General features: G+C 52.1%; 25 protein-coding genes and 1 pseudogene. 9 read left to right on the top strand and 17 right to left on the bottom strand.

Annotation, left to right across the window (positions count from 1 at the left end; genetic code table 11):
* Positions 1-7 precede the first annotated feature (7 nt).
* The 4 genes from livG to livK all read right to left on the bottom strand — a co-directional run bounded on the left by livG (position 8) and on the right by livK (position 4,143).
* Positions 8-775: a high-affinity branched-chain amino acid ABC transporter ATP-binding protein LivG gene (livG, locus tag C2U43_RS01825; protein ID WP_103284621.1), complete on the bottom strand. Its 768-nt coding sequence runs from the start codon at positions 773-775 to the stop codon at positions 8-10.
* A complete protein-coding gene (gene livM, locus C2U43_RS01820; RefSeq protein WP_048215381.1) occupies positions 772-2,049 on the bottom strand; it encodes a branched chain amino acid ABC transporter permease LivM in 1,278 nt (425 codons plus the stop codon). Before livM ends, livG begins: the two co-directional genes overlap by 4 nt.
* Positions 2,046-2,972: a high-affinity branched-chain amino acid ABC transporter permease LivH gene (gene livH / locus C2U43_RS01815; RefSeq protein WP_003827575.1), complete on the bottom strand. Its 927-nt coding sequence runs from the start codon at positions 2,970-2,972 to the stop codon at positions 2,046-2,048. The genes livM and livH overlap by 4 nt, the downstream gene beginning before the upstream one ends.
* A gap of 61 nt (positions 2,973-3,033) precedes the next feature.
* Positions 3,034-4,143, bottom strand: a complete 1,110-nt coding sequence (livK, locus tag C2U43_RS01810) for a high-affinity branched-chain amino acid ABC transporter substrate-binding protein LivK (RefSeq protein ID WP_103284620.1) — start codon at positions 4,141-4,143, stop codon at positions 3,034-3,036.
* 423 nt (positions 4,144-4,566) lie between these two features.
* Between livK and panM the strand changes: the two genes are divergently transcribed.
* Together panM and C2U43_RS30165 are read left to right on the top strand one after the other, a co-directional pair.
* A complete protein-coding gene (panM, locus tag C2U43_RS01805) occupies positions 4,567-4,950 on the top strand; it encodes an aspartate 1-decarboxylase autocleavage activator PanM (protein ID WP_003827573.1) in 384 nt (127 codons plus the stop codon).
* A pseudogene (locus tag C2U43_RS30165) lies at positions 4,935-5,062 on the top strand (hypothetical protein). Before panM ends, C2U43_RS30165 begins: the two are co-directional and overlap by 16 nt.
* A gap of 83 nt (positions 5,063-5,145) precedes the next feature.
* Here C2U43_RS30165 and C2U43_RS01800 read toward each other — a convergent pair.
* The 5 genes from C2U43_RS01800 to ftsY all read right to left on the bottom strand — a co-directional run bounded on the left by C2U43_RS01800 (position 5,146) and on the right by ftsY (position 10,943).
* The gene (locus C2U43_RS01800) at positions 5,146-6,249 is read right to left on the bottom strand and encodes a branched-chain amino acid ABC transporter substrate-binding protein (RefSeq protein WP_158654517.1); all 1,104 of its coding nucleotides are present in this window, start codon (positions 6,247-6,249) and stop codon (positions 5,146-5,148) included.
* Between the two features lie 320 nt (positions 6,250-6,569).
* Entirely contained in the window at positions 6,570-7,424 is an 855-nt protein-coding gene (gene rpoH, locus C2U43_RS01795; protein WP_003023425.1) for an RNA polymerase sigma factor RpoH, read from the bottom strand.
* 270 nt (positions 7,425-7,694) lie between these two features.
* Positions 7,695-8,753 (bottom strand): permease-like cell division protein FtsX, encoded by a 1,059-nt coding sequence (ftsX, locus tag C2U43_RS01790; RefSeq protein WP_003837835.1) that lies wholly within the window; start codon positions 8,751-8,753, stop codon positions 7,695-7,697.
* Positions 8,746-9,414 (bottom strand): cell division ATP-binding protein FtsE, encoded by a 669-nt coding sequence (gene ftsE, locus C2U43_RS01785; RefSeq protein WP_003023420.1) that lies wholly within the window; start codon positions 9,412-9,414, stop codon positions 8,746-8,748. Before ftsE ends, ftsX begins: the two co-directional genes overlap by 8 nt.
* Before the next feature lie 2 nt (positions 9,415-9,416).
* A complete protein-coding gene (gene ftsY / locus C2U43_RS01780; protein WP_008786366.1) occupies positions 9,417-10,943 on the bottom strand; it encodes a signal recognition particle-docking protein FtsY in 1,527 nt (508 codons plus the stop codon).
* A 151-nt stretch (positions 10,944-11,094) separates the two neighbouring features.
* On the opposite strand from ftsY, the gene rsmD reads away from it, so the two are divergent.
* Entirely contained in the window at positions 11,095-11,691 is a 597-nt protein-coding gene (rsmD, locus tag C2U43_RS01775) for a 16S rRNA (guanine(966)-N(2))-methyltransferase (RefSeq protein ID WP_003827565.1), read from the top strand.
* The gene (locus C2U43_RS01770) at positions 11,681-11,956 is read left to right on the top strand and encodes a DUF1145 family protein (RefSeq protein ID WP_003023415.1); all 276 of its coding nucleotides are present in this window, start codon (positions 11,681-11,683) and stop codon (positions 11,954-11,956) included. The genes rsmD and C2U43_RS01770 overlap by 11 nt, the downstream gene beginning before the upstream one ends.
* Before the next feature lie 57 nt (positions 11,957-12,013).
* Here the strand turns inward: C2U43_RS01770 and C2U43_RS01765 are convergent, their stop codons facing one another.
* The 6 genes from C2U43_RS01765 to C2U43_RS01740 form a co-directional block, all read right to left on the bottom strand.
* Positions 12,014-12,541: a DUF1240 domain-containing protein gene (locus tag C2U43_RS01765; protein ID WP_223240772.1), complete on the bottom strand. Its 528-nt coding sequence runs from the start codon at positions 12,539-12,541 to the stop codon at positions 12,014-12,016.
* Positions 12,525-13,406, bottom strand: a complete 882-nt coding sequence (locus C2U43_RS01760) for a hypothetical protein (RefSeq protein WP_233899563.1) — start codon at positions 13,404-13,406, stop codon at positions 12,525-12,527. Before C2U43_RS01760 ends, C2U43_RS01765 begins: the two co-directional genes overlap by 17 nt.
* Before the next feature lie 211 nt (positions 13,407-13,617).
* Positions 13,618-14,121, bottom strand: a complete 504-nt coding sequence (locus C2U43_RS01755; RefSeq protein WP_233899562.1) for a DUF1240 domain-containing protein — start codon at positions 14,119-14,121, stop codon at positions 13,618-13,620.
* A gap of 1 nt (position 14,122) precedes the next feature.
* Positions 14,123-15,004 (bottom strand): hypothetical protein, encoded by an 882-nt coding sequence (locus C2U43_RS01750; protein WP_233899561.1) that lies wholly within the window; start codon positions 15,002-15,004, stop codon positions 14,123-14,125.
* A 6-nt stretch (positions 15,005-15,010) separates the two neighbouring features.
* Positions 15,011-15,490 carry an Hcp family type VI secretion system effector gene (locus tag C2U43_RS01745; RefSeq protein WP_103284616.1) on the bottom strand — a complete coding sequence of 160 codons (480 nt, stop codon included), beginning with the start codon at positions 15,488-15,490 and terminating at the stop codon, positions 15,011-15,013.
* Positions 15,491-15,729: 239 nt separating this feature from the next.
* Positions 15,730-16,089, bottom strand: coding sequence for a DUF2500 domain-containing protein (locus tag C2U43_RS01740; protein ID WP_032945264.1), 360 nt, complete (start codon positions 16,087-16,089; stop codon positions 15,730-15,732).
* 141 nt (positions 16,090-16,230) lie between these two features.
* On the opposite strand from C2U43_RS01740, the gene C2U43_RS01735 reads away from it, so the two are divergent.
* Together C2U43_RS01735 and zntA are read left to right on the top strand one after the other, a co-directional pair.
* Positions 16,231-16,857 carry a lysoplasmalogenase gene (locus C2U43_RS01735; protein ID WP_003827558.1) on the top strand — a complete coding sequence of 209 codons (627 nt, stop codon included), beginning with the start codon at positions 16,231-16,233 and terminating at the stop codon, positions 16,855-16,857.
* A 74-nt stretch (positions 16,858-16,931) separates the two neighbouring features.
* Entirely contained in the window at positions 16,932-19,130 is a 2,199-nt protein-coding gene (zntA, locus tag C2U43_RS01730; protein ID WP_060682898.1) for a Zn(II)/Cd(II)/Pb(II) translocating P-type ATPase ZntA, read from the top strand.
* Positions 19,131-19,228: 98 nt separating this feature from the next.
* On the opposite strand, the gene tusA is transcribed toward zntA, so the two are convergent.
* Positions 19,229-19,474, bottom strand: coding sequence for a sulfurtransferase TusA (gene tusA, locus C2U43_RS01725; protein ID WP_103284615.1), 246 nt, complete (start codon positions 19,472-19,474; stop codon positions 19,229-19,231).
* Positions 19,475-19,642: 168 nt separating this feature from the next.
* On the opposite strand from tusA, the gene C2U43_RS01720 reads away from it, so the two are divergent.
* Together C2U43_RS01720 and C2U43_RS01715 are read left to right on the top strand one after the other, a co-directional pair.
* Positions 19,643-20,308 (top strand): 7-cyano-7-deazaguanine/7-aminomethyl-7-deazaguanine transporter, encoded by a 666-nt coding sequence (locus tag C2U43_RS01720; protein WP_003827549.1) that lies wholly within the window; start codon positions 19,643-19,645, stop codon positions 20,306-20,308.
* Between the two features lie 72 nt (positions 20,309-20,380).
* Positions 20,381-20,938 carry a DcrB family lipoprotein gene (locus tag C2U43_RS01715; protein WP_003827547.1) on the top strand — a complete coding sequence of 186 codons (558 nt, stop codon included), beginning with the start codon at positions 20,381-20,383 and terminating at the stop codon, positions 20,936-20,938.
* A 3-nt stretch (positions 20,939-20,941) separates the two neighbouring features.
* On the opposite strand, the gene C2U43_RS01710 is transcribed toward C2U43_RS01715, so the two are convergent.
* Positions 20,942-22,159 carry an MFS transporter gene (locus C2U43_RS01710; RefSeq protein WP_057067177.1) on the bottom strand — a complete coding sequence of 406 codons (1,218 nt, stop codon included), beginning with the start codon at positions 22,157-22,159 and terminating at the stop codon, positions 20,942-20,944.
* A 133-nt stretch (positions 22,160-22,292) separates the two neighbouring features.
* On the opposite strand from C2U43_RS01710, the gene C2U43_RS01705 reads away from it, so the two are divergent.
* A complete protein-coding gene (locus C2U43_RS01705) occupies positions 22,293-23,342 on the top strand; it encodes an AI-2E family transporter (protein ID WP_103284614.1) in 1,050 nt (349 codons plus the stop codon).
* Positions 23,343-23,398: the final 56 nt, after the last annotated feature.

Here is a 23,398-nt window from a genome sequence, read left to right as displayed (position 1 = left end):
GCCCCCATTATGCTTCACCTAAATAGGCGCGGATAACATCCGGGTTATTACGAATCTGTTCCGGCGTCCCATTCGCCAGCGGCGTGCCCTGGTTCACCACGTAAATACGGTCGGAAATCCCCATCACCAGCTTCATGTCGTGCTCAATCAACAAAATGGTGGTGTTGTGATGGTTACGCAGTTCAGCAATCAGCTCGTCCAGCTCTTTGGTCTCTTTCGGGTTGAGTCCAGCAGCGGGTTCGTCGAGCATCAGGATTTCCGGCTGGGTCACCATGCAGCGGGCAATTTCCAGACGGCGCTGATCGCCATAGGCCAGGTTACTGGCCTGACGGTTGGCATGCTCCAGCAAGCCAATACGATCCAGCCAGGTAGCGGCGCGATCCAACGCTTCACTCTGCGCGCGACGGAACGACGGGGTTTTCAACAGGCCGGAGAAAACACCAGTTTTCAGTTGCTGATGTTGCGCCACCAGCAGGTTTTCAATCACCGTCATTTCGCGAAACAGACGCACGTGCTGGAAAGTACGTACCACGCCCATACGCGCGATTTGCTGACCCGGCAGCCCTTCCAGGTGCTGGTCACGCAGCTTAATCGTCCCGCCGGTCGGCTTATAAAAACCGGTCAGACAGTTAAAGACCGTGGTTTTCCCCGCACCGTTCGGGCCGATTAACGAGACAATCTCCTGCGGTCGCAGTTCCAGTTCAACGTTGTTTACCGCCAGCAGACCGCCGAAGCGCATCATCAGGCCGTTAACGGATAATAATGGCTGACTCATGCCTGCTCTCCTTTTGCTTCCCCGTTTTTCAGCTTCAACTGTGGACGGGTCATCGGCAACAAGCCCTGCGGACGCCAGATCATCATCAGTACCATTAAACCACCCAGCATTAACATGCTGTATTCGTTGAAATCACGCATCAGCTCGCGTGACACCACCAGCAGGATAGCTGCGAGGATCACCGCAAACTGTGAGCCCATTCCGCCCAGTACCACAATCGCCAGCACAAAGGCCGACTCGGCAAAGGTGAAGGATTCCGGGCTGACGAAGCCCTGGCGCGCGGCAAACAGCGTACCGGCAAAACCGGCAAACGCGGCGCTGATGGTAAAGGCTGTCAGCTTGATGCGCGTAGGGTTTAAGCCCAGAGAACGACAGGCAATTTCATCTTCACGCAGCGCTTCCCACGCACGACCCAGCGGCATACGCAGCAAACGGTTGATAACAAACAGCGAGAAGACCACCAGCAGCAGCGCCACCAGATAGAGGAAAATGACGCGGTCAGACGGATCGTACTTGACGTTAAAGAAGTTGCTGAAGGTATCCCAGCCGCCTTCACGGGCGGTACGGCTGAACTCCAGACCGAAAAAGGTCGGTTTCGGGATCTGGCTAATACCGTTTGGACCGCCGGTTACTTCGGTGTTGTTGAGCAGCAGGATGCGGACGATTTCGCCGAAGCCTAAGGTCACAATCGCCAGATAATCACCGCGCAGGCGCAGTACCGGGAAGCCAAGCAGGAAGCCCGCAGCAGCGGAAACCAGTCCCGCCAGCGGCAGACAGGTCCAGAAGCCGAGTCCGTAATAGTGGTTCAGCAGCGCGAAGGTGTAAGCGCCGATGGCATAGAAGCCGCCGTAGCCCAGCACCAGCAGGCCCGAAAGCCCTACCACCACGTTTAAGCCGAGGCCGAGGATGATATAAATCATCGTCAGCGTGGCGATATCCACCGTACCGCGTGACACCATAAACGGCCACGCCACGGCAATCACCAGCAGCGCCACCAGGAACAGCTTCTGTTTAACGGTGGAGCCGTCAATCGCCGGCAGAATAAATTTCGGTCCGGAGACGCTCTTCAGGCCTTTCTGGAAGGCTGGACGCAGCAGTTGGAAAAGAAAGACCACGCCAGTGCCGATAAACACCCACTGCCAGCGGATATCCGCGGCGGTATCGACCACCAGCTTGGTACCGTCCAGCTCTAACTGAACGCCCATAAAAACGCCCGCCAGGACGAAGAACATAGCGGCAGAGAGCAGCGCCATTGCAAAATGCATCGGTTTCATACTTTCTCTACCTCCGGGCGACCCAGAATACCGGTCGGCATCACCAGCAGCACCAGAATCAGCAGCGCGAATGAAACAACGTCTTTGTATTCAGTACTCAGATAAGCAGAGGAGAGCGCTTCCGCAACGCCCAGAATCAGGCCGCCGATCATCGCCCCTGGAATGCTGCCGATGCCGCCCAGTACCGCCGCGGTAAAGGCCTTCATCCCGGCCATAAAGCCGATGTATGGGTTAATTACGCCATAGAACTGACCGAGCAGCACGCCCGCTACCGCCGCCATTGCCGCACCAATCACAAAGGTCAACGCAATCACGCGATCGGTGTTAATGCCGAGCAGGCTGGCCATCTTCAGGTCTTCGGCACAGGCACGGCAGGCGCGGCCCATACGGGAGTAACGGATAAACAGCGTCAGCGCCAGCATTGCCAGGAAGGTTACGATCCAGATAACCAACTGCATGGTGGTGATGGAAGCAGAGAAGTTATCGCTACTGCCTACAGTCCACTGGCCATTAAACAGGCTGGGCAGCGCCACGTCGCGCGAACCTTCCGTCAGGCTGACGTAGTTTTGCAGGAAGATGGACATCCCGATAGCGGAAATCAGCGCGATCAGGCGCTTGGAGCTGCGCACGGGCCGATACGCCACGCGTTCAATGCTCCAGCCGTAGGCGCTGGCAATGACAATCGCGCCGACGAAGCCCGCCGCGACCAGTAGCCAGCTGGAATCGATGCCCATCATCATTAGCGCTGCGATGATCATAAAGGAGACATAGCTGCCGATCATATACACCTCGCCGTGGGCGAAGTTGATCATGCCGATAATGCCGTACACCATCGTGTAACCGATGGCGATCAGCGCGTAGGTGCTTCCCAGCGTGACGCCGTTAAACATCTGCTGCAAGAAATAGAGGAACTGCTCGGACATAAGGTAACCTTTTTAAACCCGCCCGTTTTGCACGGGCGGTGGGATAACTCGTCTTCAGGTATTACTTCGCAACGGCCGAAGAACCGTCTGCATGCCACTGAAAGACACCAAACTCAAATCCCTTCAAATCGCCTTTTTCGTCCCATTTCAGCGGCCCAATCACGGTATCAGCCCCGTGTGCTTTCAGATCTTTCACCAGGTCCAGCGGCTCTTTACTACCGCTGCGATCCATTGCTGTCGCCAATGACTGGACGGCTGCATAAGTGATCCACACGTATGGTCCGGTTGGATCTTTCTTGTCAGCTTTGAGCGCATCGACGATAGCCTTATTCGCCGGATCCTGGTCATAGCGTTTTGGCATGGTTACCAGCATGCCTTCAGCAGCATCACCGGCGATGTTAGACAGCGACGCATTGCCGACGCCCTCAGGTCCCATAAACTGGGTTTTCAGCCCGACGGAACGCGCCTGGCGCAGCATTTGCCCCATTTCCGGGTAGTAGCCGCCGTAATAAACAAAGTCGATATTTTCTTTTTTCAGGCGGGCGATCAGCGCAGAAAAATCTTTTTCCCCGGCGGTGATACCGTCAAAGAAAACGATGTTGGCTTTGCCCGCTTTCAGGCTGTCCTGCACCGAACGCGCCAGACCTTCACCGTATTGCTGTTTATCGTGAATGATGGCGATACGCTGTGGCTTCACCTTCTCCAGAATGTATTTCGCGGCGGTCGGCCCCTGAGAGGAGTCCAGGCCCGCTGTACGCATAATGTGAGCGTAACCGCGCTGGGTCAGTTCCGGGTTTGTGGCACCCGGAGAAATCATCAGAATGCCTTCATCTTCATAGATATCTGATGCGGGCTGCGTGGAAGATGAGCACAGATGTCCAATAACGTACTGAATGCCGTCATTGACGATTTTGTTCGCTACCGCAACGGCCTGTTTCGGATCGCAGGCATCGTCATATTCCACAGCGACCAGTTTGTCGCCTTTGACCCCGCCTTTGGCATTGATATCTTTAATGGCCTGACGTGCGCCATTAAATTCCATATCGCCCCACTGCGCGACCGGACCTGACATCGCGCCGACAACAGCGACCTTGATATCTTCCGCCATGACCGCGTGTGACATTGCCAGTGCTATCACCCCTGCGATGATTGTTTTCGCATTCCGTTTCATTACCTGAATCCCCATTCGTGACGTAATTAATATTTTGTATTTATGTGGTTAAAAAGCAGTCTGTGCTTTTTTTGAACTACACTATTTTTACCAGTCTCATTAATGGTTTAGCGCAGTTTTTTAAGCAAAATCAGGCTAAAATCTCTATTTTTCAGTCGATTAAGAAAAGATAATATTCTGCTTTTCACTATAGATAAACAAAAAAAAGCACGTTTGTCAGCATAAAATAACGGTACAAAGAGCCGAATAAAATGCTGCATTCCAGGGTATTATTCTGCCTGTTTTTCAATCTCTACGGTTTCAAACTGTCATTACCGTTGTTACAAAATTATTAATCTGGTTATTCACATAAAAAAGAGAAAGCATCCGGGCGAATTATTTCGGTACACTCATTCCATCTTTTGTGATTTGGACATGCTGTTAATGAAGCTGACCATCGTTCGTTTAGATAACTTTAGCGACCAGGACCAGATTGATCTGGGCAAAATCTGGCCGGAATATTCCGCCTCATCGTTAAGCGTAGATGAAACGCACCGGATCTACGCCGCACGCTTTAACGAGCGTCTGTTAGGCGCAGTTCGCGTAACCCTGAGCGGCACGCAAGGTGCATTAGATTCATTGCGCGTACGCGATATCACCCGCCGTCGCGGCGTCGGGCAGTATTTGATCGAAGAAGTCATCCGGGAAAACCCTGACGTGAGTTCATGGTGGATGGCCGACGTCGGCGTTGAAGACCGCAGCGTGATGGCCGCGTTTATGCAGGCGTTAGGGTTTACAGCCCAGGAGAATGGCTGGGAAAAAAGATAAAAAAGCCGGATGGCGCTGACGCTTATCCGGCCTACATGCTGGGAGCAAAAAATAAAAAACCATCTCGCAATTTTCCAAGAATTTCACGTTGCAGGAAGGCGGCAAGTTATGAAGTCCCCGGGAGCTTACATAAGTAAGTGACCGGGGTTGAATAACGTAGCCAACGCATCTGCAGCGCGAAAGGCGCCAGGAAAATTATTTGGCGTCGGTCGCCGTCCCGTTTGCATGCCAGTCAAACACGCCGAATTCGAAGCCTTTCAGATCGCCCTTCGCATCCCATGACAGCGGCCCCATTACGGTTTCCACTGAGTTTGCTTTCAGGTATTTGGCAATTTCAGCCGGGTCGTCAGACTGGTTCAGACCTGCCTGCAAGGATTGCAGCGCGGCGTAAGTGGTCCATACGAATGCACCGCTCGGATCCTGTTTCTTGGCTTTGATCGCGTCCACAATCGGTTTGTTCGCCGGAACCTGATCGTAGTTCTTCGGTTTCGTTACCAGTAAGCCTTCTGCAGACTCACCCGCGATGTTAGACAGCGACACGTTCGCTACCCCTTCTGGTCCCATAAACTGGGTTTTCAGACCTGCGGCACGAGACTGACGCAGGATCTGCCCCATTTCCGGGTGGTAACCACCGTAGTAAACGAAATCGATATTCTCTTTCTTCAGACGCGCCACCAGCGTAGAGAAATCTTTCTCGCCAGCGGTGATCCCGTCGAAGAACACCACGTCAGCGTTGGCTTTCTTGAGGTTGTCCTGCACGGAACGCGCCAGGCCTTCGCCGTACTGTTGTTTGTCGTGAACGATCGCAATGCGCTTCGGCTTCACTTTTTCAACGATATATTTGGCAGCGGTTGGTCCCTGATCGGAATCCAGACCGGTGGTACGCATCACCAGGTTATAGCCGCGCGCGGTCAGCTCAGGCGCCGTTGCCGCTGGGGTGATCATCAGAATGCCTTCGTCTTCATAGATATCTGACGCAGGCTGAGTGGAAGACGAGCACAGGTGGCCGATAACATATTTAATCCCGTCGTTGACCACTTTGTTAGCTACCGCTACCGCTTGTTTCGGGTCACAGGCATCGTCATATTTCACCATGACCAGTTTGTCGCCTTCCACGCCGCCTTTGGCGTTGATATCTGCAATCGCCTGCTCTGCGCCAGTAAATTCCTGATCGCCATACTGCGCTACCGGACCGGACATCGCGCCGACGACGGCAACTTTAATATCCTTAGCAAACGCCATATTGCTCAAAGACAGGGCGATACATCCTGCCAATAACGCTTTACCCTTCATATTCATCCTGACAATCCCCATTATTGTGGTTATTACGTGTGTTGTGATGTTGTTGTTCAGCACTTTATTTCGATTATTGGATAGCCACCCGTGCTTTAGCAGCATACTCTGCTAAAACATACCCGATTTTTATTATTTTGGAATAGCTAAATTTACATCCAGATAACAAATTCGTATCTGGGGAGGGGAGGAAAGGTCGTAGGCCCGATAAGCAAAGCGCCATCGGGCAAAGGTGTTGCCGGATGGCAGCGTAAACGCCTTATCCGGCCTACAAAAAACAAAACCCCCGAATTCACATTCGAGGGTTCATTGGCAATGCGCGAAGATTACGCTTCGATCGCCGCGCGCAGTTTTTTCATGGCGTTCTTTTCAAGCTGACGAACACGTTCAGCGGAAACGCCGTAGCGATCGGCCAGTTCCTGCAACGTCGACTTGTTGTCTTCGTCCAGCCAACGGGCACGAATGATGTCCTGGCTACGCTCATCCAGACCTTCCATTGCGTGGGTCAGTTTGTTCGCGGCCTGATCTTCCCAGTTATCTTCTTCAATGCCGTCGGCAAAGTTAGAAGATTTATCCTGCAGATACAGCACCGGGGCCATCGGCTGGCTGTCAGACTCGTCGTCTGAAGACATGTCAAACGTCATGTCCTGCGCCGCCATACGGGATTCCATTTCGCGCACGTCTTTGCTGGAAACACCCAGCTCGCGAGCAACCATTTCAACTTCGTCCTGGTTAAACCAGCCCAGACGCTGTTTGGTTTTACGCAGGTTAAAGAACAGCTTACGCTGTGCTTTGGTGGTCGCAACTTTAACGATACGCCAGTTACGCAGAACGTATTCGTGGATCTCAGCTTTGATCCAATGCACGGCGAAGGAAACCAGGCGCACACCCACTTCCGGGTTGAAACGGCGCACAGCTTTCATCAGGCCGATATTACCTTCCTGAATCAGATCCGCCTGCGGCAGGCCATAGCCCGCATAATTACGAGCAACATGAACAACAAAGCGCAGGTGAGACAGGATCAGCGTTTTAGCTGCTTCCAGATCGCCCTGGTAATGCAGCTTTTCAGCCAGTGCCCGCTCCTCGTCAGCCGACAACATCGGCCACGCGTTTGCAGCCCGGATGTAAGATTCCAGGTTACCAACAGGGGCTAAAGCTAAATTTTGCATTTCTTTGGTCATTCAAATCCTCTCAATCTTTTCATCTGGCGCATTGGCTAAAAACTAATTAACAAAAACCAGTAGCAACAACCATGCCAGAGCTTATGAGCAACGAGAATATCATTCAATCTTTTATCAGACAGTGATTTTATCCACAAGTTCCATGTCGTAATGTGTATAGATTACGCACAAAATGTGACATCACAATGAATACGCCGGGAAGAGATCACAGGGACTCTTTCCCTGCAGAGCGAACTACTCAGTGCAGGGAAAGATTATACCAGAGATTTTTTAATCGGGGGTAAAGTGGCGTAAATGTTGAACCGTGGCAAGCCAGGCTGCCACCCAGCCAATCATTGAGCACACCAGCAGCAATAACAGGCACTCGTCAAATGATAAGCCATTGATATCAAACTTGGTTCCAAAAACCTGCGCCACTTCAGTTACCGCTGACGACAGACGCATCACCAAAATTTCTGACAAAATCAGTGAAAGAAATGCACCGGAAAAACCGAGCAGTGCACCGCCGTAGAGGAACGGACGCAGGATAAATCCATCCGTCGCGCCAATCAGTTTCTGCACGTTAATGGTATCGCGTCGCGCAAAAATACTCAGACGCACGCTGTTACCGATGACGAGGAAGACCGCCGCCACCATCAGCACGCCGATCATCGCGGAAACGCGCCCGACAAGGCCCGTCAGCGCCGCCAGGCGAGCGAACCAGCTGTCATCCATTCGCACTTCATCAATACCGTTGATTTGTGCGATGCGGTCACGCAGCGTGTTCAGCGACTCCGTACCCTGAAAGTCCAGTTTCGGGATAACAACCGCCACGGCCGGAAGCGGGTTCTCTTCCAGCATATCCAGCGCGCCGCCAAAGCCAGACCAGTTGCGGAATTCACCCAGCGCGTCGTCACGAGAAAGATAATTCACTTTCTCCACGCCCTGCTCGGCCTGCAACTGACCAACCACCCGCGCCGCCGCATCATCATCCAGCGTTTTTTGCAGGTAAACGGTGATCTGCGGAGACGGATAATACTGGCTTGCCGCATGGTTTACGTTCTTATAAACCATGTAGCACACGCTTGGCAGCGTCAGGGAGATGGCAATGACCATCACCGTCAGAAACGTCGCCAGCGGCTTGCTTTTCAGGTCCTGTAACGCGCCCTGAAACGCATAACGTACCTGCTCGTTAAAGACATTAGTTTTACGCGAGTTCGGCTTTGGCGCGGCTTTCGCACGCTTTGGCGCGTTGCGACCGCCGTCACCCGGCGCACCGCCCGATTTACGAAAGCGATCCAGTCGGCCACCGAACTGTTTGATTTGGTTAATAGCGTCACGTCTATTCATGCGCCAGGCCTCCATGCAGATGTCCATCGCTCAGAACCATTTGGCGATAGGAGCGACGGGAGATCAGGCCAATATCGTGCGTGGCCATTAATACCGTGACCCCGACGCGGTTAAACTCTTCGAACAGGCGAAGGATCCCTTCTGACAGCGCGTCATCCAGGTTCCCCGTTGGTTCATCCGCCAGCAGCACCGCAGGTTTGTTCACCACCGCGCGGGCGATGCCGACGCGTTGTTGTTCACCGCCGGAGAGCTGAATCGGGAAGTTTTTCGCTTTGTCCAACAGCCCGACCTTATCCAGCGCCGCTGACACGCGACGACGAATATCGTCCCCGCTGGCGCCCGCGATGATCAGCGGGATTGCCACATTGTCAAACACGGTTCTGTCCATCAACAGGTGGTGATCCTGAAAAATCATGCCAATCTGGCGACGCAGAAACGGCACTTCACGGTTTTTCAAACGGCTGATGTCATGCCCGCTAAAGTAGATTTTCCCGGCGCTGGGCCGTTCAATTCCACAAATCAGCTTCAGCAGGGTACTTTTCCCCGCGCCGGAGTGGCCGGTCAGAAACGCCATCTCGCCAGGCTGCATATGGAAGGTCACTCCCTGCAGCGCTTGTCTCCCACCGAGATAGGCCTTGCTGACATGTTCAAAGCGAATCATTGTTAATCCTCTCGGGCAAAAAGTGCCTCTATAAAATCGTCCGCTTTAAACGGACGTAAATCCTCGATACGTTCGCCCACACCGATATAGCGGATAGGGATGCCAAATTGATCGGCAACCGAGAAGATAACCCCGCCCTTCGCCGTACCGTCCAGCTTGGTCAGGGTGATACCGGTTAAGCCCACCGCTTCATGGAACAGTTTGGCCTGGCTTATCGCATTCTGCCCGGTGCTGGCGTCGATAGTCAGCATAACTTCATGCGGCGCATCTTCGTCCAGCTTCTTCATGACGCGAACGATTTTTTTCAATTCTTCCATCAGGTGCGATTTATTCTGCAAACGCCCTGCGGTATCAGCGATCAGCACGTCTACGTTACGCGCCTTCGCCGCCTGGATGGCATCAAAGATAACGGACGCGGAATCCGCGCCAGTATGCTGAGCAATCACCGGGATGTTGTTACGCTGACCCCAAACCTGCAGCTGTTCTACCGCCGCCGCACGGAAAGTATCACCTGCCGCCAGCATTACCGATTTACCCTGCTGCTCAAACTGACGCGCCAGCTTACCAATAGTGGTGGTTTTGCCCACGCCGTTGACGCCAACCATTAAGATAACAAATGGTGTTTTGCCATCAACGTTCAGCGGTTCGTCAACCTTCGCCAGAATCTCGCCCATCTCTTCTTTCAACAGACCGTACAGCGCTTCCGCATCTTTAAGCTGCTTACGGCTGGCGCCTTCCGTCAGATTCGCAATGATCTTGCGGGTCGTTTCTACACCCACATCAGCGATCAGCAGCTGCTCTTCCAGCTCTTCAAACAGATCATCGTCGATTTTTTTACCACGGAACAGACTGATAAATCCGGAACCGAGGTTTTCTTTTGTTTTCAGCAGGCTGCGTTTCAGACGCGCAAAGAAACCTTCTTTGGTTGGTTTTTCCTGCTCCTGGACCACCTCTTCTTCTACCGGTTCTTCTACAGCAGGTTCTTCTACCGGCACCACCATAACCGCTTCTTCAGCAGCCTCAGCGGCCAGCGCCTGTGCTTCCAGCTCTTCGTCGGTCAGTTGCGGTTCGTTTTCAGCTTCTTCTTCAGCCGCCTCAACGATTTCCACGGTTTCCGCTTCGGCCTGCCATTCTTCGGCAGAAACTTCTTCAGTTTTCACCTCTTCCGGCAGCGGCAATTCTTCGCGTTCGATAACCACCGCTGCTGGCGTTTCCACTACAGTTTCAGCAACGGGTTCAGCAACCGGCTCAATCTCCGGCTGCGCTTGTTCGGCGACAGGTTCTTCTTCCGGCTGCAGTTTTTCGATTTCCGCAACCTGTTCAGTTACTTCAACGACTTCAGCTGCAAAGGCTTGCGTTTCAGCCTCGCTACGGGTTTCCTCGACGTGCGGCTGTTCGTCAACGACGGTAGTTTCTTCAGCAACCGGTTGTTGTTCTTCATTTTTTACTTCTGTCTCGTTTTCCGGTGCCTGCTCTTTTTGACCAAAGCCCAGCCAGGAAAAAAAGCCACGTTTTTTCTCTTTCGCCATTTGCGACTACACTCCCCCGCTGTTGCTTCATGGCACAGCGTCAACGCTATGTACATAGCAGCTAAAAAAATGATGAAATAGTCTATCACTTAACTTAACTCACATCACCGCCTGGAATGACATGCTATAGGCGGATTGAGCAATAATAGAAATGAAAAAACCGAATCACTCTGGTAGCGGCCAGATCCGCATTATTGGCGGGCAATGGCGTGGCCGTAAACTCCCGGTTCCGGACAGCCCCGGCTTACGTCCGACCACCGACCGTGTGCGCGAAACGTTGTTTAACTGGCTGGCCCCGGTAATGGTCGATGCTCACTGTCTGGACTGCTTCGCCGGCAGCGGCGCGCTGGGGCTGGAAGCCCTCTCTCGCTATGCGGCAAATGCGACGCTTCTGGAGATGGATCGCGCGGTATCTCAGCAGCTACAAAAGAATCTCGCCACGCTAAAAGCCTCCCATGCCCGCGTCGTCAATACCAATACGCTGACATTTTTGGCTCAGGCAGGTACGCCGCATAACGTGGTATTTGTTGACCCGCCGTTTCGCAAAGGATTACTGGAAGAAACATTAACTCTTCTGGAAACTCATGGCTGGCTGGCAAATGAAGCGTATATTTACGTTGAAAGCGAAGTAGAAAACGGCTTACCGCCGGTTCCGGTGAACTGGTCGCTATACCGTGAGAAAGTCGCCGGACAGGTCGCCTATCGCCTGTACCAACGTGAAGCACGAGGAGAACACGATGCTGATTAACCTGGGACGCCTGCTGATGCTGTGCGTCTGGGCATTTTTACTACTGAATATTTTCCAACCCTTTCCACGCCCGCTTAACATCTTCGTTAACGTCGCACTGATATTTATGGTGCTGATGCATGGCATGCAGCTGGCGCTGCTAAAAAGCACCATGCCTAAAGATGGCCCGCAGATGACCAACGGAGAGAAAATCCGTATTTTTCTGTTCGGCGTCTTTGAGCTACTGGTGTGGCAGAAGAAGATTAAAGATCAGTTGAAGAAGTAGCTGTGATCTTTTCGCCCGGCGGCACGTTGCGGGCCGGGCTGGGCCTGCAACTCACCATCACGGTGGTAATATACCGTCCAGTTGATCTTTCAGTTTTGGAATATCTTTACTGGCTCTTGTTTTCCGCAGGTGTTTCACTTGCTCGCAAATCTCTTCGGTCCGGGTGTAATAGGTGCCAGACGTCGGGCCTGGACGCTCACATAAAACATAGTTAGTACCAAGAGGATAAAAAATAACAATAAAAGAGAGGATAGTACCAATAACAAATCCTACCCCCGCGACGTGGAAAACAATGGTAAATGTCCTGTCGAAGAATTTTGGCGGCTGCATGCTTTTCGCAAAAGCCAGATAGGCAGTGCCCAAAGTAAAGCACCCCGTCACCGGAAACATGAATAATATGCAAAATGAACCCCAGAAAAAATAGACGATGCTTCTGGATTCAATGAGATCGGTGAGATCAGGTACGCTGGCAATATACCCCACCCAGGTCATGCCTCCAAAAAAGAACATACAAAGAAACAACTTGCATCTTTTCTTAATATTCTCCAGATTTATATTGAAGTTCATATCAATAAATTCCGCCATATAGGGAACTTCTGTACCCCAGCCGTTGGGCGTTCCACTCTGCAATTCTTTGCCGCTCTTTCATCCCCTCACGAATGCACGCTATAACTTTATCTGATAGCTCATATTTTTCGTCCACTTCATTCAGTGTCTTAGCAATAATAAAACCTAATACAACGACACAAACGATTTCTCCCCAAACCGGAACGGCCCCGCTAGAGATAAATAGAGGTACAACGAACCTAAGAGCACTACCCGCTGATTGCGAGACAAAAACACTTACAATCACCTTCGCCACATCCATCGTCACGTTTCCCAGCAGTGCGGCGACGTCATGCTCGGATTTAAACACCACCTCAATGAACCGCCAGCAGGCGGAAAACCAGATGCAGAATCTGGCCCCTGACATTATGTTATTTCGAAACCCGGCGCTGCCAATGCCCACTTCAAGTACCTTAGGATGGTTAATCCGGTAACGGGTTCCGTTAAGAATGCGCCGCAGAGAAGGGTAGCCCGTAATCTTCACATACAGCTTTCCCTGATAAGCATACTGCGTTGCTTTAATCCCAAGGCCTTTTAAGGTGAAGACAATCTTTCCGGCCTGCTGATAAGAAAAAAGCTTCGACAGCTTTTTAGTCGCATCAGCCGCATCTTTGATATTACCGGCATAATTGGTCGAAAAACTGACGGGTTTGCTGCCCAACAAATCATCAATCACACCCTGCGCCTCTTCAAGCGTTAGCAGCATAATGTGTTGTGTATTGCTATTCAGATTATTTTTCAGCGTTCTGATTTCGTTCTCAACACGCTGATTAAGTTGCCAGTTATTTCCTCTAAGAATATCTTCACGGTGATTCCCTATCCAGTCATAATACCTTTCCATCATTACTCCTTAATAAATTCGCTCATCCCATAGACGGTATGCGTAGGTTGCATAAATAATCACAACTCCAGCACCACAAATATCATTCATGGTTATTATTGAATAAAATACATTTACAGAAATTGCGTTTAGCAACTGCACAAGTAAGCAGAATCACTCAACCGTGTTCACACTTTGGTACACTGAAGTAGTGAGCCGGGCCAGCAAACCACCATCACGGTGGTAATATACCGTCCAGTTGATCTTTCAGTTTTGGAATATCTTTACTGGCTCTTGTTTTCCGCAGGTGTTTCACCTGCTCGCAAATCTCTTCGGTCCGGGTGTAATAGGTGCCAGACGTCGGGCCTGGACGCTCACATAAAACATAGTTAGTACCAAGAGGATAAAAAATGACAATAAAAGAGAAAATATTACCAGTAACAAATCCTACACCCGCAACGTGGATACCGATAGTAAATGCCCTGTCGAAGAATTTGGGCGGCTGCATGCTTTTCGTAAAGGTCACGTAGGCAATACATAAAACAAAGAAAAAACCCACCGGAAACATCAGCAGCAGAGAAAATGAGCCCCAGAAAAAATAAACAATGCTTCTGGATTCAATAAGATCGGTAATGTCTGGCACACTGGCATAATAAAACCCCCAACTAATCCCTCCCACAAAAAGCATAAAAAGAAACAAACAACATCTTTTCTTAATGTTCTCCAGATTAATATTCATATCAATAAATTCCGCCGTAAAGGGAGTTTCTGTATCCCAGGCGTTGGGCGTTCCACTCTTCGATTCTTTGCCGTTCTTTAAGTCCCTGACGAATGCACGCTATCAGTTTGTCTGATAGCTCATATTTTTTGTCCACTTCATTCAGAGACCAGGCGATGAATAGACCTAATGCAACAGCACCAACAATTCCCCCCCAAACTGGAACAGTCGCACTCGTTACAAAAAGAGAGACGCCCCAACGAATAACATTACCTGATAATCTTGAGGCAAAAATACTCACAATCACCTTCGCCACATCCATCGTCACATTCCCCAGCAATGCGGCGACGTCATGCTCTGATTTGAAGGCCAGCTCAATCAACCGCCAGCATGCGGAAAACCAGATACAGAATCTGGCCCCTGACATTATGCCATTTCGAAACCCGGCGCTGCCAATGCCCACTTCAAGTACCTTAGGATGATTTATCCGGTAACGGGTTCCGTTAAGAATGCGCCGCAGAGAAGGGTAGCCCGTAATCTTCACATACAGCTTTCCCTGATAAGCATATTGCGTTGCTTTAATCCCAAGGCCTTTTAAAGTGAAGACAATCTTTCCGGCCTGTTGATAAGAAAAAAGCTTCGACAGCTTTTTAGTCGCATCAGCCGCATCTTTGATATTACCTGCATAATTGGTCGAAAAACTGACGGATTTGCTGCCCAGCAAATCATCAATCACGCCCTGCGCCTCTTCAAGCGTTAGCAGCATAATGTGTTGTGTATTGCTATTCAGATTATTTTTCAGCGTTCTGATTTCGTTCTCAATACGCTGATTACGTTGCCGGTTATTTCCTCTAAGAATATCTTCACGGTGATTCCCTATCCAGTCATAATACCTTTCCATCATTACTCCTTAATAAATTCGCTCATCCCAAAGGCTGTATGCACTGGTTCCCGCCATAATGTGATCCCAGGTAATTGACTCATAGGAAAGCTCAATGATTTCTTCTGGCTGACCCGCACTGTCATCGATAGTATGAGGCACCTGTAAATTGATGCTGGATATTCTGGCATTGATAAGTTTTATCGCGTAATAACACTCATTTAAACCCGCAGGACTCGTGCGATAGAAGCTAAATTCACAGTTCAATGTTTCATTGTCAGTTATGGCTTTCCCTAATAACGGTGAGGATTTATCTACTGGCTTTATAAACGTCAAACATTGATGGTTCACATTCTGTACCCGACTCATGCCATGATTCACTGTCATGACCATTATCTGATCACGGTGGGCCGTTTGTGATTTATTTCCTATCGAATTTACCGATGCACAACCAGCAGAAATCAATCCCTGCGCCAGCCCATTCAAGGTCAACCACATTGTATTCGCCATTTCAATTCCTTAGCCATTTAAATTACATGTTTATATTCATGCGACAACGTCGGAATAATAGGATAGTAAAAGGCGGATAGCAGAATAGTGATACAATCGATATTTTGGTCACACAAAAAAAATATAATACCAACGTTATTTTCACAGAAGAATAAATAATAACTATATTTGAATAGTGTTATATATTTCAGTTGAATTTATTATCGGCACTGGCAAGATAAATACAGTGCCGATCGGCTTTATTGCCCATGCGTAAAATCAACAAATCGCGAACCTTTGTAACTCAGCGTGCCTTTATCCCCGACCGTTAATGCGTGGTACTGCTGCGCATCCAGACGAAACGTCTGCTCCATCCCCCCGTTTTGTGGCTTAAAGCTGGCTTCATAGCGCATGCTGGTTCCTGCCGGGCTTACTTCCTGCTGACGGGATCGTCGATCGTTTAGCGGTTTTTCCCGTTTATTACTTACCACCACCTGCTTTTGCACCAGCGGTGCCGCATCATTATCGGCTTTTTCTCGCCGCTGCTGAACAAAGCGAAACGACGCAGCGACAACGATTAAGACAATGATAACAATGAAAAAAAGTGGTGGTTTGCTCATATTATTAACCCATCAGAAAATGCGGAAATAAGCATACATCGCCTGTTATGGTGTTGTCATCTGGCTGTGTCGACCTCTACACTGGACAGAAGAGCCGTGAGCACCCCGCTTACGAAAAAATAACGAATTCAAGGAACTAAGATGCTTTGGTCGTTTATCGCTGTCTGTCTTTCCGCATGGTTGTTCGTGGATGCTTCCTATCGTGGACCTGCCTGGCAACGCTGGGTCTTTAAGCCCCTGACGTTACTCCTGCTGGCGCTGCTGGCCTGGCAGGCGCCAATGTTTAACGCTATCAGCTATCTGGTGCTGGCTGGCCTGCTTGCCTCGCTGCTGGGCGATGCGCTGACGCTGTTACCGCGCCAACGCCTGCTGTACGCCGTGGGGGCATTCTTCCTGTCGCATCTGCTGTACACCATCTACTTCGCCAGCCAAATGACGCTGTCATTCTTCTGGCCTTTGCCGTTGGTGCTGGTAGTGCTGGGGGCGTTGCTGATCGCCGTGATCTGGACGCGTCTGGAAGAGCTGCGTGTCGCTATCTGCACCTTTATCGGCATCACGCTGATGATGGTCTGGATGGCCGGTGAGCTGTGGTTCTTCCGCCCGACCGCCCCGGCGCTGTCGGCATTTATGGGCGCGTCCCTCCTGTTCATCGGCAACATTGTCTGGCTGGGTAGCCATTACCGTCGCCGCTTCCGCGCCGATAACGCCATTGCCGCCGCCTGCTACTTCGCCGGACATTTCCTGATTGTTCGTTCGTTGTATCTTTAAAACGCTTGACTCTGGAGTCGACTCCAGAGTGTATCCTCCGGTTAATACGAAATGATTATCAACCGGAGGATGCCATGTCGACACCCGATACCCGTGGCAAAAAAGTCCCACAATTCTCTTCTTTCAAGCCAGCGCCTGCACCACAAAAGGCGGATGACTGCTGCTGCGAAGGAAGCTGCTCCACTACACCAACCGTATCCGATACCGTAATAGGTACCCGCTATTCCTGGAAAGTGGCAGGCATGGACTGCGCAGCTTGCGCCCGCAAAGTAGAGAATGCGGTCCGCCAGGTCAGCGGCGTCAACCAGGTCCAGGTTCTGTTCGCCACTGAAAAACTGGTGGTCGATGCCGGTTCCGATATCCGCCAGCAAGTTGAAAACGCGGTGCAAAAAGCAGGCTATACCCTGCGCGATGAGCACGCGACGGACGCCGCCCCCGAGTCACGTTTTAAAGAAAACCTGCCGCTGATTTCGCTGATTATCATGATGGCGATTAGCTGGGGGCTGGAGCAGTTCAATCATCCCTTCGGTCAGATAGCGTTTATCGCCACCACGCTGGTCGGTCTGTATCCCATTGCCCGTCAGGCCCTGCGTCTGATGAAAACCGGCAGCTACTTTGCCATTGAAACGCTGATGAGCGTCGCCGCCATTGGCGCACTGTTTATCGGCGCGACGGCGGAAGCCGCCATGGTGCTGCTACTGTTTTTAATTGGCGAACGCCTGGAAGGATGGGCCGCCAGCCGCGCCCGTAAAGGGGTCAGCGCTCTGATGGCGCTCAAACCGGAAACCGCCACACGCCTGCGTAACGGCGAGCGCGAAGAGGTGGCTATCAATACCCTCCGGCCTGGCGATGTTATTGAGGTTGCCGCGGGTGGGCGTTTACCTGCCGACGGCAAACTGGTCTCCGGCTTTGCCAGCTTTGATGAGAGCGCCCTGACCGGCGAATCGATCCCGGTTGAACGCGCCACCGGCGAGAAAGTCCCGGCGGGTGCCACCAGCGTGGATCGTCTGGTAACGCTGGAAGTGCTCTCAGAACCGGGTGCCAGCGCGATTGACCGTATTCTGAAGCTGATTGAAGAAGCGGAAGAACGCCGCGCTCCCATTGAGCGCTTTATTGACCGTTTCAGCCGAATTTATACCCCAGCTATTATGGCGGTTGCGCTGCTGGTCACCCTCGTACCGCCACTGCTGTTTGCCGCATCCTGGCAGGAGTGGATTTATAAAGGGCTGACGCTGCTGCTGATTGGCTGCCCTTGTGCATTGGTGATTTCAACGCCCGCAGCCATTACCTCTGGTCTGGCCGCTGCGGCGCGTCGTGGGGCATTAATCAAAGGCGGAGCCGCGCTGGAACAGTTGGGTAGAGTCACGCAGGTGGCGTTTGATAAAACCGGCACCCTGACCGTCGGTAAACCACGCGTCACGGCGATTCATCCGGCAAGCGGTATTGGTGAGGCTGAATTGCTGGCACTGGCGGCAGCGGTAGAGCAAGGCGCGACACACCCGCTGGCACAAGCAATTGTTCGGGAAGCACAAACGCGCGAACTGACTATTCCTGTCGCAAAAGAGCAACGGGCGCTGGTTGGCTCTGGAATTGAAGCGCTGGTCAACGGCGAACGCGTACTGATTTGCGCCGCTGGTAAGCAGCCTGCCGACGCCTTTGCCGGGCAGATTAGCGAGCTGGAAAGCGCGGGCCAAACGGTGGTGTTGGTGCTGCGTAACGATACTGTACTCGGCGTACTGGCCCTACAGGACACGCTGCGCGATGACGCTCGCAGCGCCATCAGCGAGCTTAATCAGATTGGCGTGAAAGGCGTGATCCTGACCGGTGATAACCCGCGTGCGGCCGCCGCCATTGCCGGTGAACTGGGCCTCGAATTCAAAGCGGGACTCTTGCCGGAAGATAAGGTGCAGGCCGTTACCCATCTTAACCAACAGTCGCCGCTGGCGATGGTCGGCGACGGCATCAACGACGCCCCGGCAATGAAAGCGGCTACCATCGGCATTGCGATGGGAAGCGGGACCGACGTCGCGCTGGAAACCGCCGATGCAGCCCTGACCCACAACCGTCTGCGTGGTCTGGTGCAAATGATTCAGCTGGCGCGGGCCACCCACGCCAATATTCGCCAGAACATTGCGATTGCGCTGGGTCTGAAGGGGATTTTCCTCGTCACCACGCTGCTCGGGATAACCGGACTGTGGCTGGCGGTGCTGGCGGATACGGGGGCGACGGTGCTGGTGACCGCGAACGCGCTGCGGTTGTTGCGTAAAGGGTAGTGCCTGTTTCTCGCCTGATGGCGCTTCGCTTATCAGGCCTACAGGTTACTCAGTCTTTATAGGCCGGAGAAGCGTTAGCGCCATCCGGCATGACAAGATTACTGCCTTTTGCGCACTAAATAACGGTACGGCAGCGAGTCGGTCTCTTTGGCCACCAGCTCATGTTCCATAAAGGTACAGAAGCCAGGAATATCGCGGGTTGTTGCCGGATCGTCGGCGACAATCAGCAGCGTTTCACCGGCCTGCATGCCGCGTACGGTTTTACGCACCATCATTACCGGTTCCGGGCAGCGCAGCCCCTGGGCATCAAGAGTATGGTCGGGGGAAGTAAACAGGTCGCTCATCGTCGTCTCATTCATACAAAAACGGCGTTATTTTACGCTCTGTTGTGGCGTAAGCCAATCAGGTTAACGATTGCGTGAAAAACAACCATTGCAATGTGCTCTTAAAGCAGTATCATGCGACGGTTTTTTATTGGGTTCCCTCACCCCATCCAACAAAAAGGTCACAATATGACTCCGTTTACACAAACTCAGCGCGTAAAAGCGTTGTTCTGGCTATCGCTATTTCATCTGCTGGTGATCACCTCCAGCAACTATCTGGTGCAGCTTCCAATCTCCATTTTTGGTTTCCATACCACATGGGGCGCGTTTAGCTTTCCGTTTATTTTCCTCGCGACCGACCTGACCGTGCGTATTTTTGGCGCGCCGCTGGCTCGACGTATCATCTTTGCGGTTATGATCCCCGCGCTGCTGATCTCCTATGTCGTTTCATCACTGTTCTATATGGGATCGTGGCAAGGATTCGGCGCGCTGCTGCACTTTAATCTGTTTGTCGCCCGTATCGCCGCCGCCAGCTTTATGGCCTACGCGCTGGGACAAATTCTGGATGTGCATGTCTTTAACCGCCTGCGTCAGAACCGTCGCTGGTGGCTGGCACCGACGGCGTCCACGCTGTTTGGTAATATCAGCGATACGTTGGCCTTCTTCTTTATCGCTTTCTGGCGTAGCCCGGATGCCTTTATGGCCGAGCACTGGATGGAAATCGCATTGGTCGATTACTGCTTCAAAGTGCTGATCAGCATTATTTTCTTCCTGCCAATGTATGGCGTGTTGCTGAATATGTTACTGAAAAGGCTGGCAGATAAATCTGAAATCTCTGCATTGCAGACGAGTTAAAGGTTCATTTTCCGAGTTGTGATAAGATGGACGAATGAGCCGTTATGGCCGTTTATCGAAAGGAAGAAGTCAATGCGCAATCTGGTTAAATATGTCGGTATTGGCCTGCTGGTTATGGGGCTTGCGGCCTGTGATAATAGCGATACAAAAGCGCCAGCCGAGGGTGCTGCCGCAGAAAGTAACGCCACCGGACAACCGGTCAGCCTGCTGGACGGCAAACTCAGTTTTTCCCTGCCAGCGGATATGACCGATCAGAGCGGCAAGCTGGGCACCCAGGCGAACAATATGCACGTATATTCTGACGCAACCGGCCAGAAAGCGGTGATTGTGATTGTTGGCGACAACACCAACGAAGATCTGGCCGTGCTGGCAAAACGTCTGGAAGATCAGCAGCGTAGCCGTGACCCGCAGCTGCAGGTCGTCACCAATAAATCTATTGAGCTGAAAGGCCACACGCTGCAGCAGTTAGACAGCATCATCTCGGCCAAAGGCCAGACCGCATACTCTTCCGTGGTGTTGGGTAAAGTGGACAACCAACTGCTGACGCTGCAAATCACGCTGCCTGCTGACGATCAGCAAAAAGCGCAGACTACCGCAGAAAACATCATTAACACGCTGGTTATCCAGTAACGGTTAAGACGATGACGCGGCCTCCGGTGACACCACCTGAGGCCGTTTTTTTAACCGCCAGGTCAGCAATAACGCCACCGCTACCAGCCCTGACGCTGCCAGATAGATAACCGGCACACCCGCCCACGTCATGACCAGCCCGGCCAGCGGCCCGGTAACCCCCAGCGATAAATCCATAAACACCGTGTAGGTCGCCAGCGCAGCACCCTGATTTTGCTGAGGAACGGCTTTTACCGCCACCACGCCCAGCGCCGGGAAAACCAGTGAGAACCCAGCCCCGGCCAGCAGAACGCCGATTTTCGCCATCCACGGCATCGAAGCCATCCCGACCAGTAACAGCCCGACAATCTCGACGCTAAAGCAGATCATCGCCACATTCAGCCCGCCTAAACGGTTGATACCATTTGGGAACAACAAACGAGTACCGACAAACGTGCAGCTAAAAAGCGTCAGCGCGAATGCGGCGCCATCCCAGCCTTTGGCATCATAGAACAAGGTAATGAAGGTAGCGATTACCCCAAATCCGGCGGAGGCCAGGGCCAGCGCCATACCATACAACCAGACGCGCCCAAGCACCGCGCGAAATGGCAACGGTTTGCCTTTGCTGGCCTTCACCGCCGGACGAGGGAGCGCCAGCAGGATTGCCAACAGTGCCACGCCCATCACGGTCAGCGCCAGCCCCTGTAAGCCACCCCAGGCATAAAACAGAACACCCAGCGGCGCGCCTATCGCCATCGCGCCATAGGTCACGATACCATTCCAGGAAATCACCCGTCCGATGTGCATTGAGCCAACCACCCCCACGCCCCACAGCGTAGAGCCGGTCCCGGCAAAGCTTTGCCCGATCCCGAGAATCACGCGCCCCAGACATAGCAGCAGCAGACTGGCCAACGGCCAGCCGTTCGTTGATCCCGCCAGTAAATAGCCCAGGCCACTTAAAAAGCAGCCGCACAGCCCAAATACCACAATCTTCTTTGGCCCCAGCAGATCGGCATAGCGACCGGCATGCGGACGGCTCAGCAGCGTAGCGAAATATTGCAGGCTGATGACCAGCCCAGCCCAGAAAGCGCTAAATCCCATTACATCATGGACGTAGCCAGGCAACACCGCGAGCGGCAGGCCGATGGTCAGGTAGCTGGCGAAGTTAAACATCACCACAGAAACAATACGCAGGTTCAGGCGTAAACCGCTAAGCGTCGGTTCAGCGACGGGTTCGGGCATGGAGGGTCACCACGTTTTCACAACAGTGTTTCATTTCTACCATGTTGCAGAGCAGAAATCAGTAGCCAGTTTAGGAATATCAGTCGCAAGCCAGCCGCTACACTTAATGCAAAAACGCAAACAGGAAGAAGACATGATAACCACCCAGCCCGATAAAACGGGTTTGCACATTTTGCTCAAACTGGCCGCTCTGGTGGTGATCCTCGCAGGTATCCATGCTGCGGCGGATATCATTGTGCAGCTGCTGCTGGCCCTCTTTTTTGCCATTGTATTGAATCCACTGGTCACCTGGTTTATCCGCCGGGGAGTGGGTCGCCCAATCGCTATTACCTTAGTCGTGGTGGTGATGCTGATCGTTCTTACGGCGTTGGTTGGCGTGCTGGCGTCGTCAATCACTGAATTCATGGACCTGCTGCCAAAATACAATAAGGAGCTAACGCGCAAGGTTCTGTATTTGCAAGAGCTGGTGCCTTTTCTGAATCTGCATATGTCCCCGGAACGTATACTGCAACGCATGGACTCTGACAAGCTGATGACCTTCACAACCACGCTGATGACGAGTCTTTCTGGTGCCATGGCCAGCGTCTTTCTGCTGGTGATGACGGTAGTTTTTATGCTGTTTGAGGTGCGTCATGTCCCCTATAAGATGCGTTTTGCGTTGAATAATCCGCAAATCCACATTGCGGGGCTACATCGAGCGCTGAAGGGTGTGTCACACTATCTGGCGCTGAAAACGCTGCTCAGCTTATGGACCGGTGCCATAATCTGGCTGGGACTGGCACTGATGGGGATTCAGTTTGCTCTGATGTGGGGCGTACTGGCATTCCTGTTAAACTACGTGCCCAACATTGGCTCGGTCATTTCCGCCGTCCCGCCCATGATCCAGGCACTGCTTTTTAATGGCATTTACGAATGTCTGTTGGTTGGCGCACTGTTTCTGGTGGTGCATATGGTGATTGGCAATATTCTCGAACCCCGAATGATGGGGCATCGGCTGGGATTATCGACGCTAATCGTCTTCCTCTCTCTGTTGGTATGGGGATGGCTGCTCGGTCCGGTCGGCATGTTGCTCTCCGTGCCGTTAACCAGCGTGTGTAAAATCTGGATGGAAACCACCAAAGGCGGCAGCAAACTGGCGATTTTGCTGGGGCCCGGCAGGCCCAAAAGCCGATTACCGGGATAAACTTGCAAACAGCATGTGAAGAATGATACACAACCCCATTATTACTAAAGGTTAGC

The sequence above is a fragment of the Citrobacter freundii complex sp. CFNIH9 genome (assembly GCF_002903305.1).
Classification (GTDB): Bacteria; Pseudomonadota; Gammaproteobacteria; order Enterobacterales; family Enterobacteriaceae; genus Citrobacter; species Citrobacter portucalensis.
This window is presented reverse-complemented; position numbering and strand designations above follow the sequence as displayed.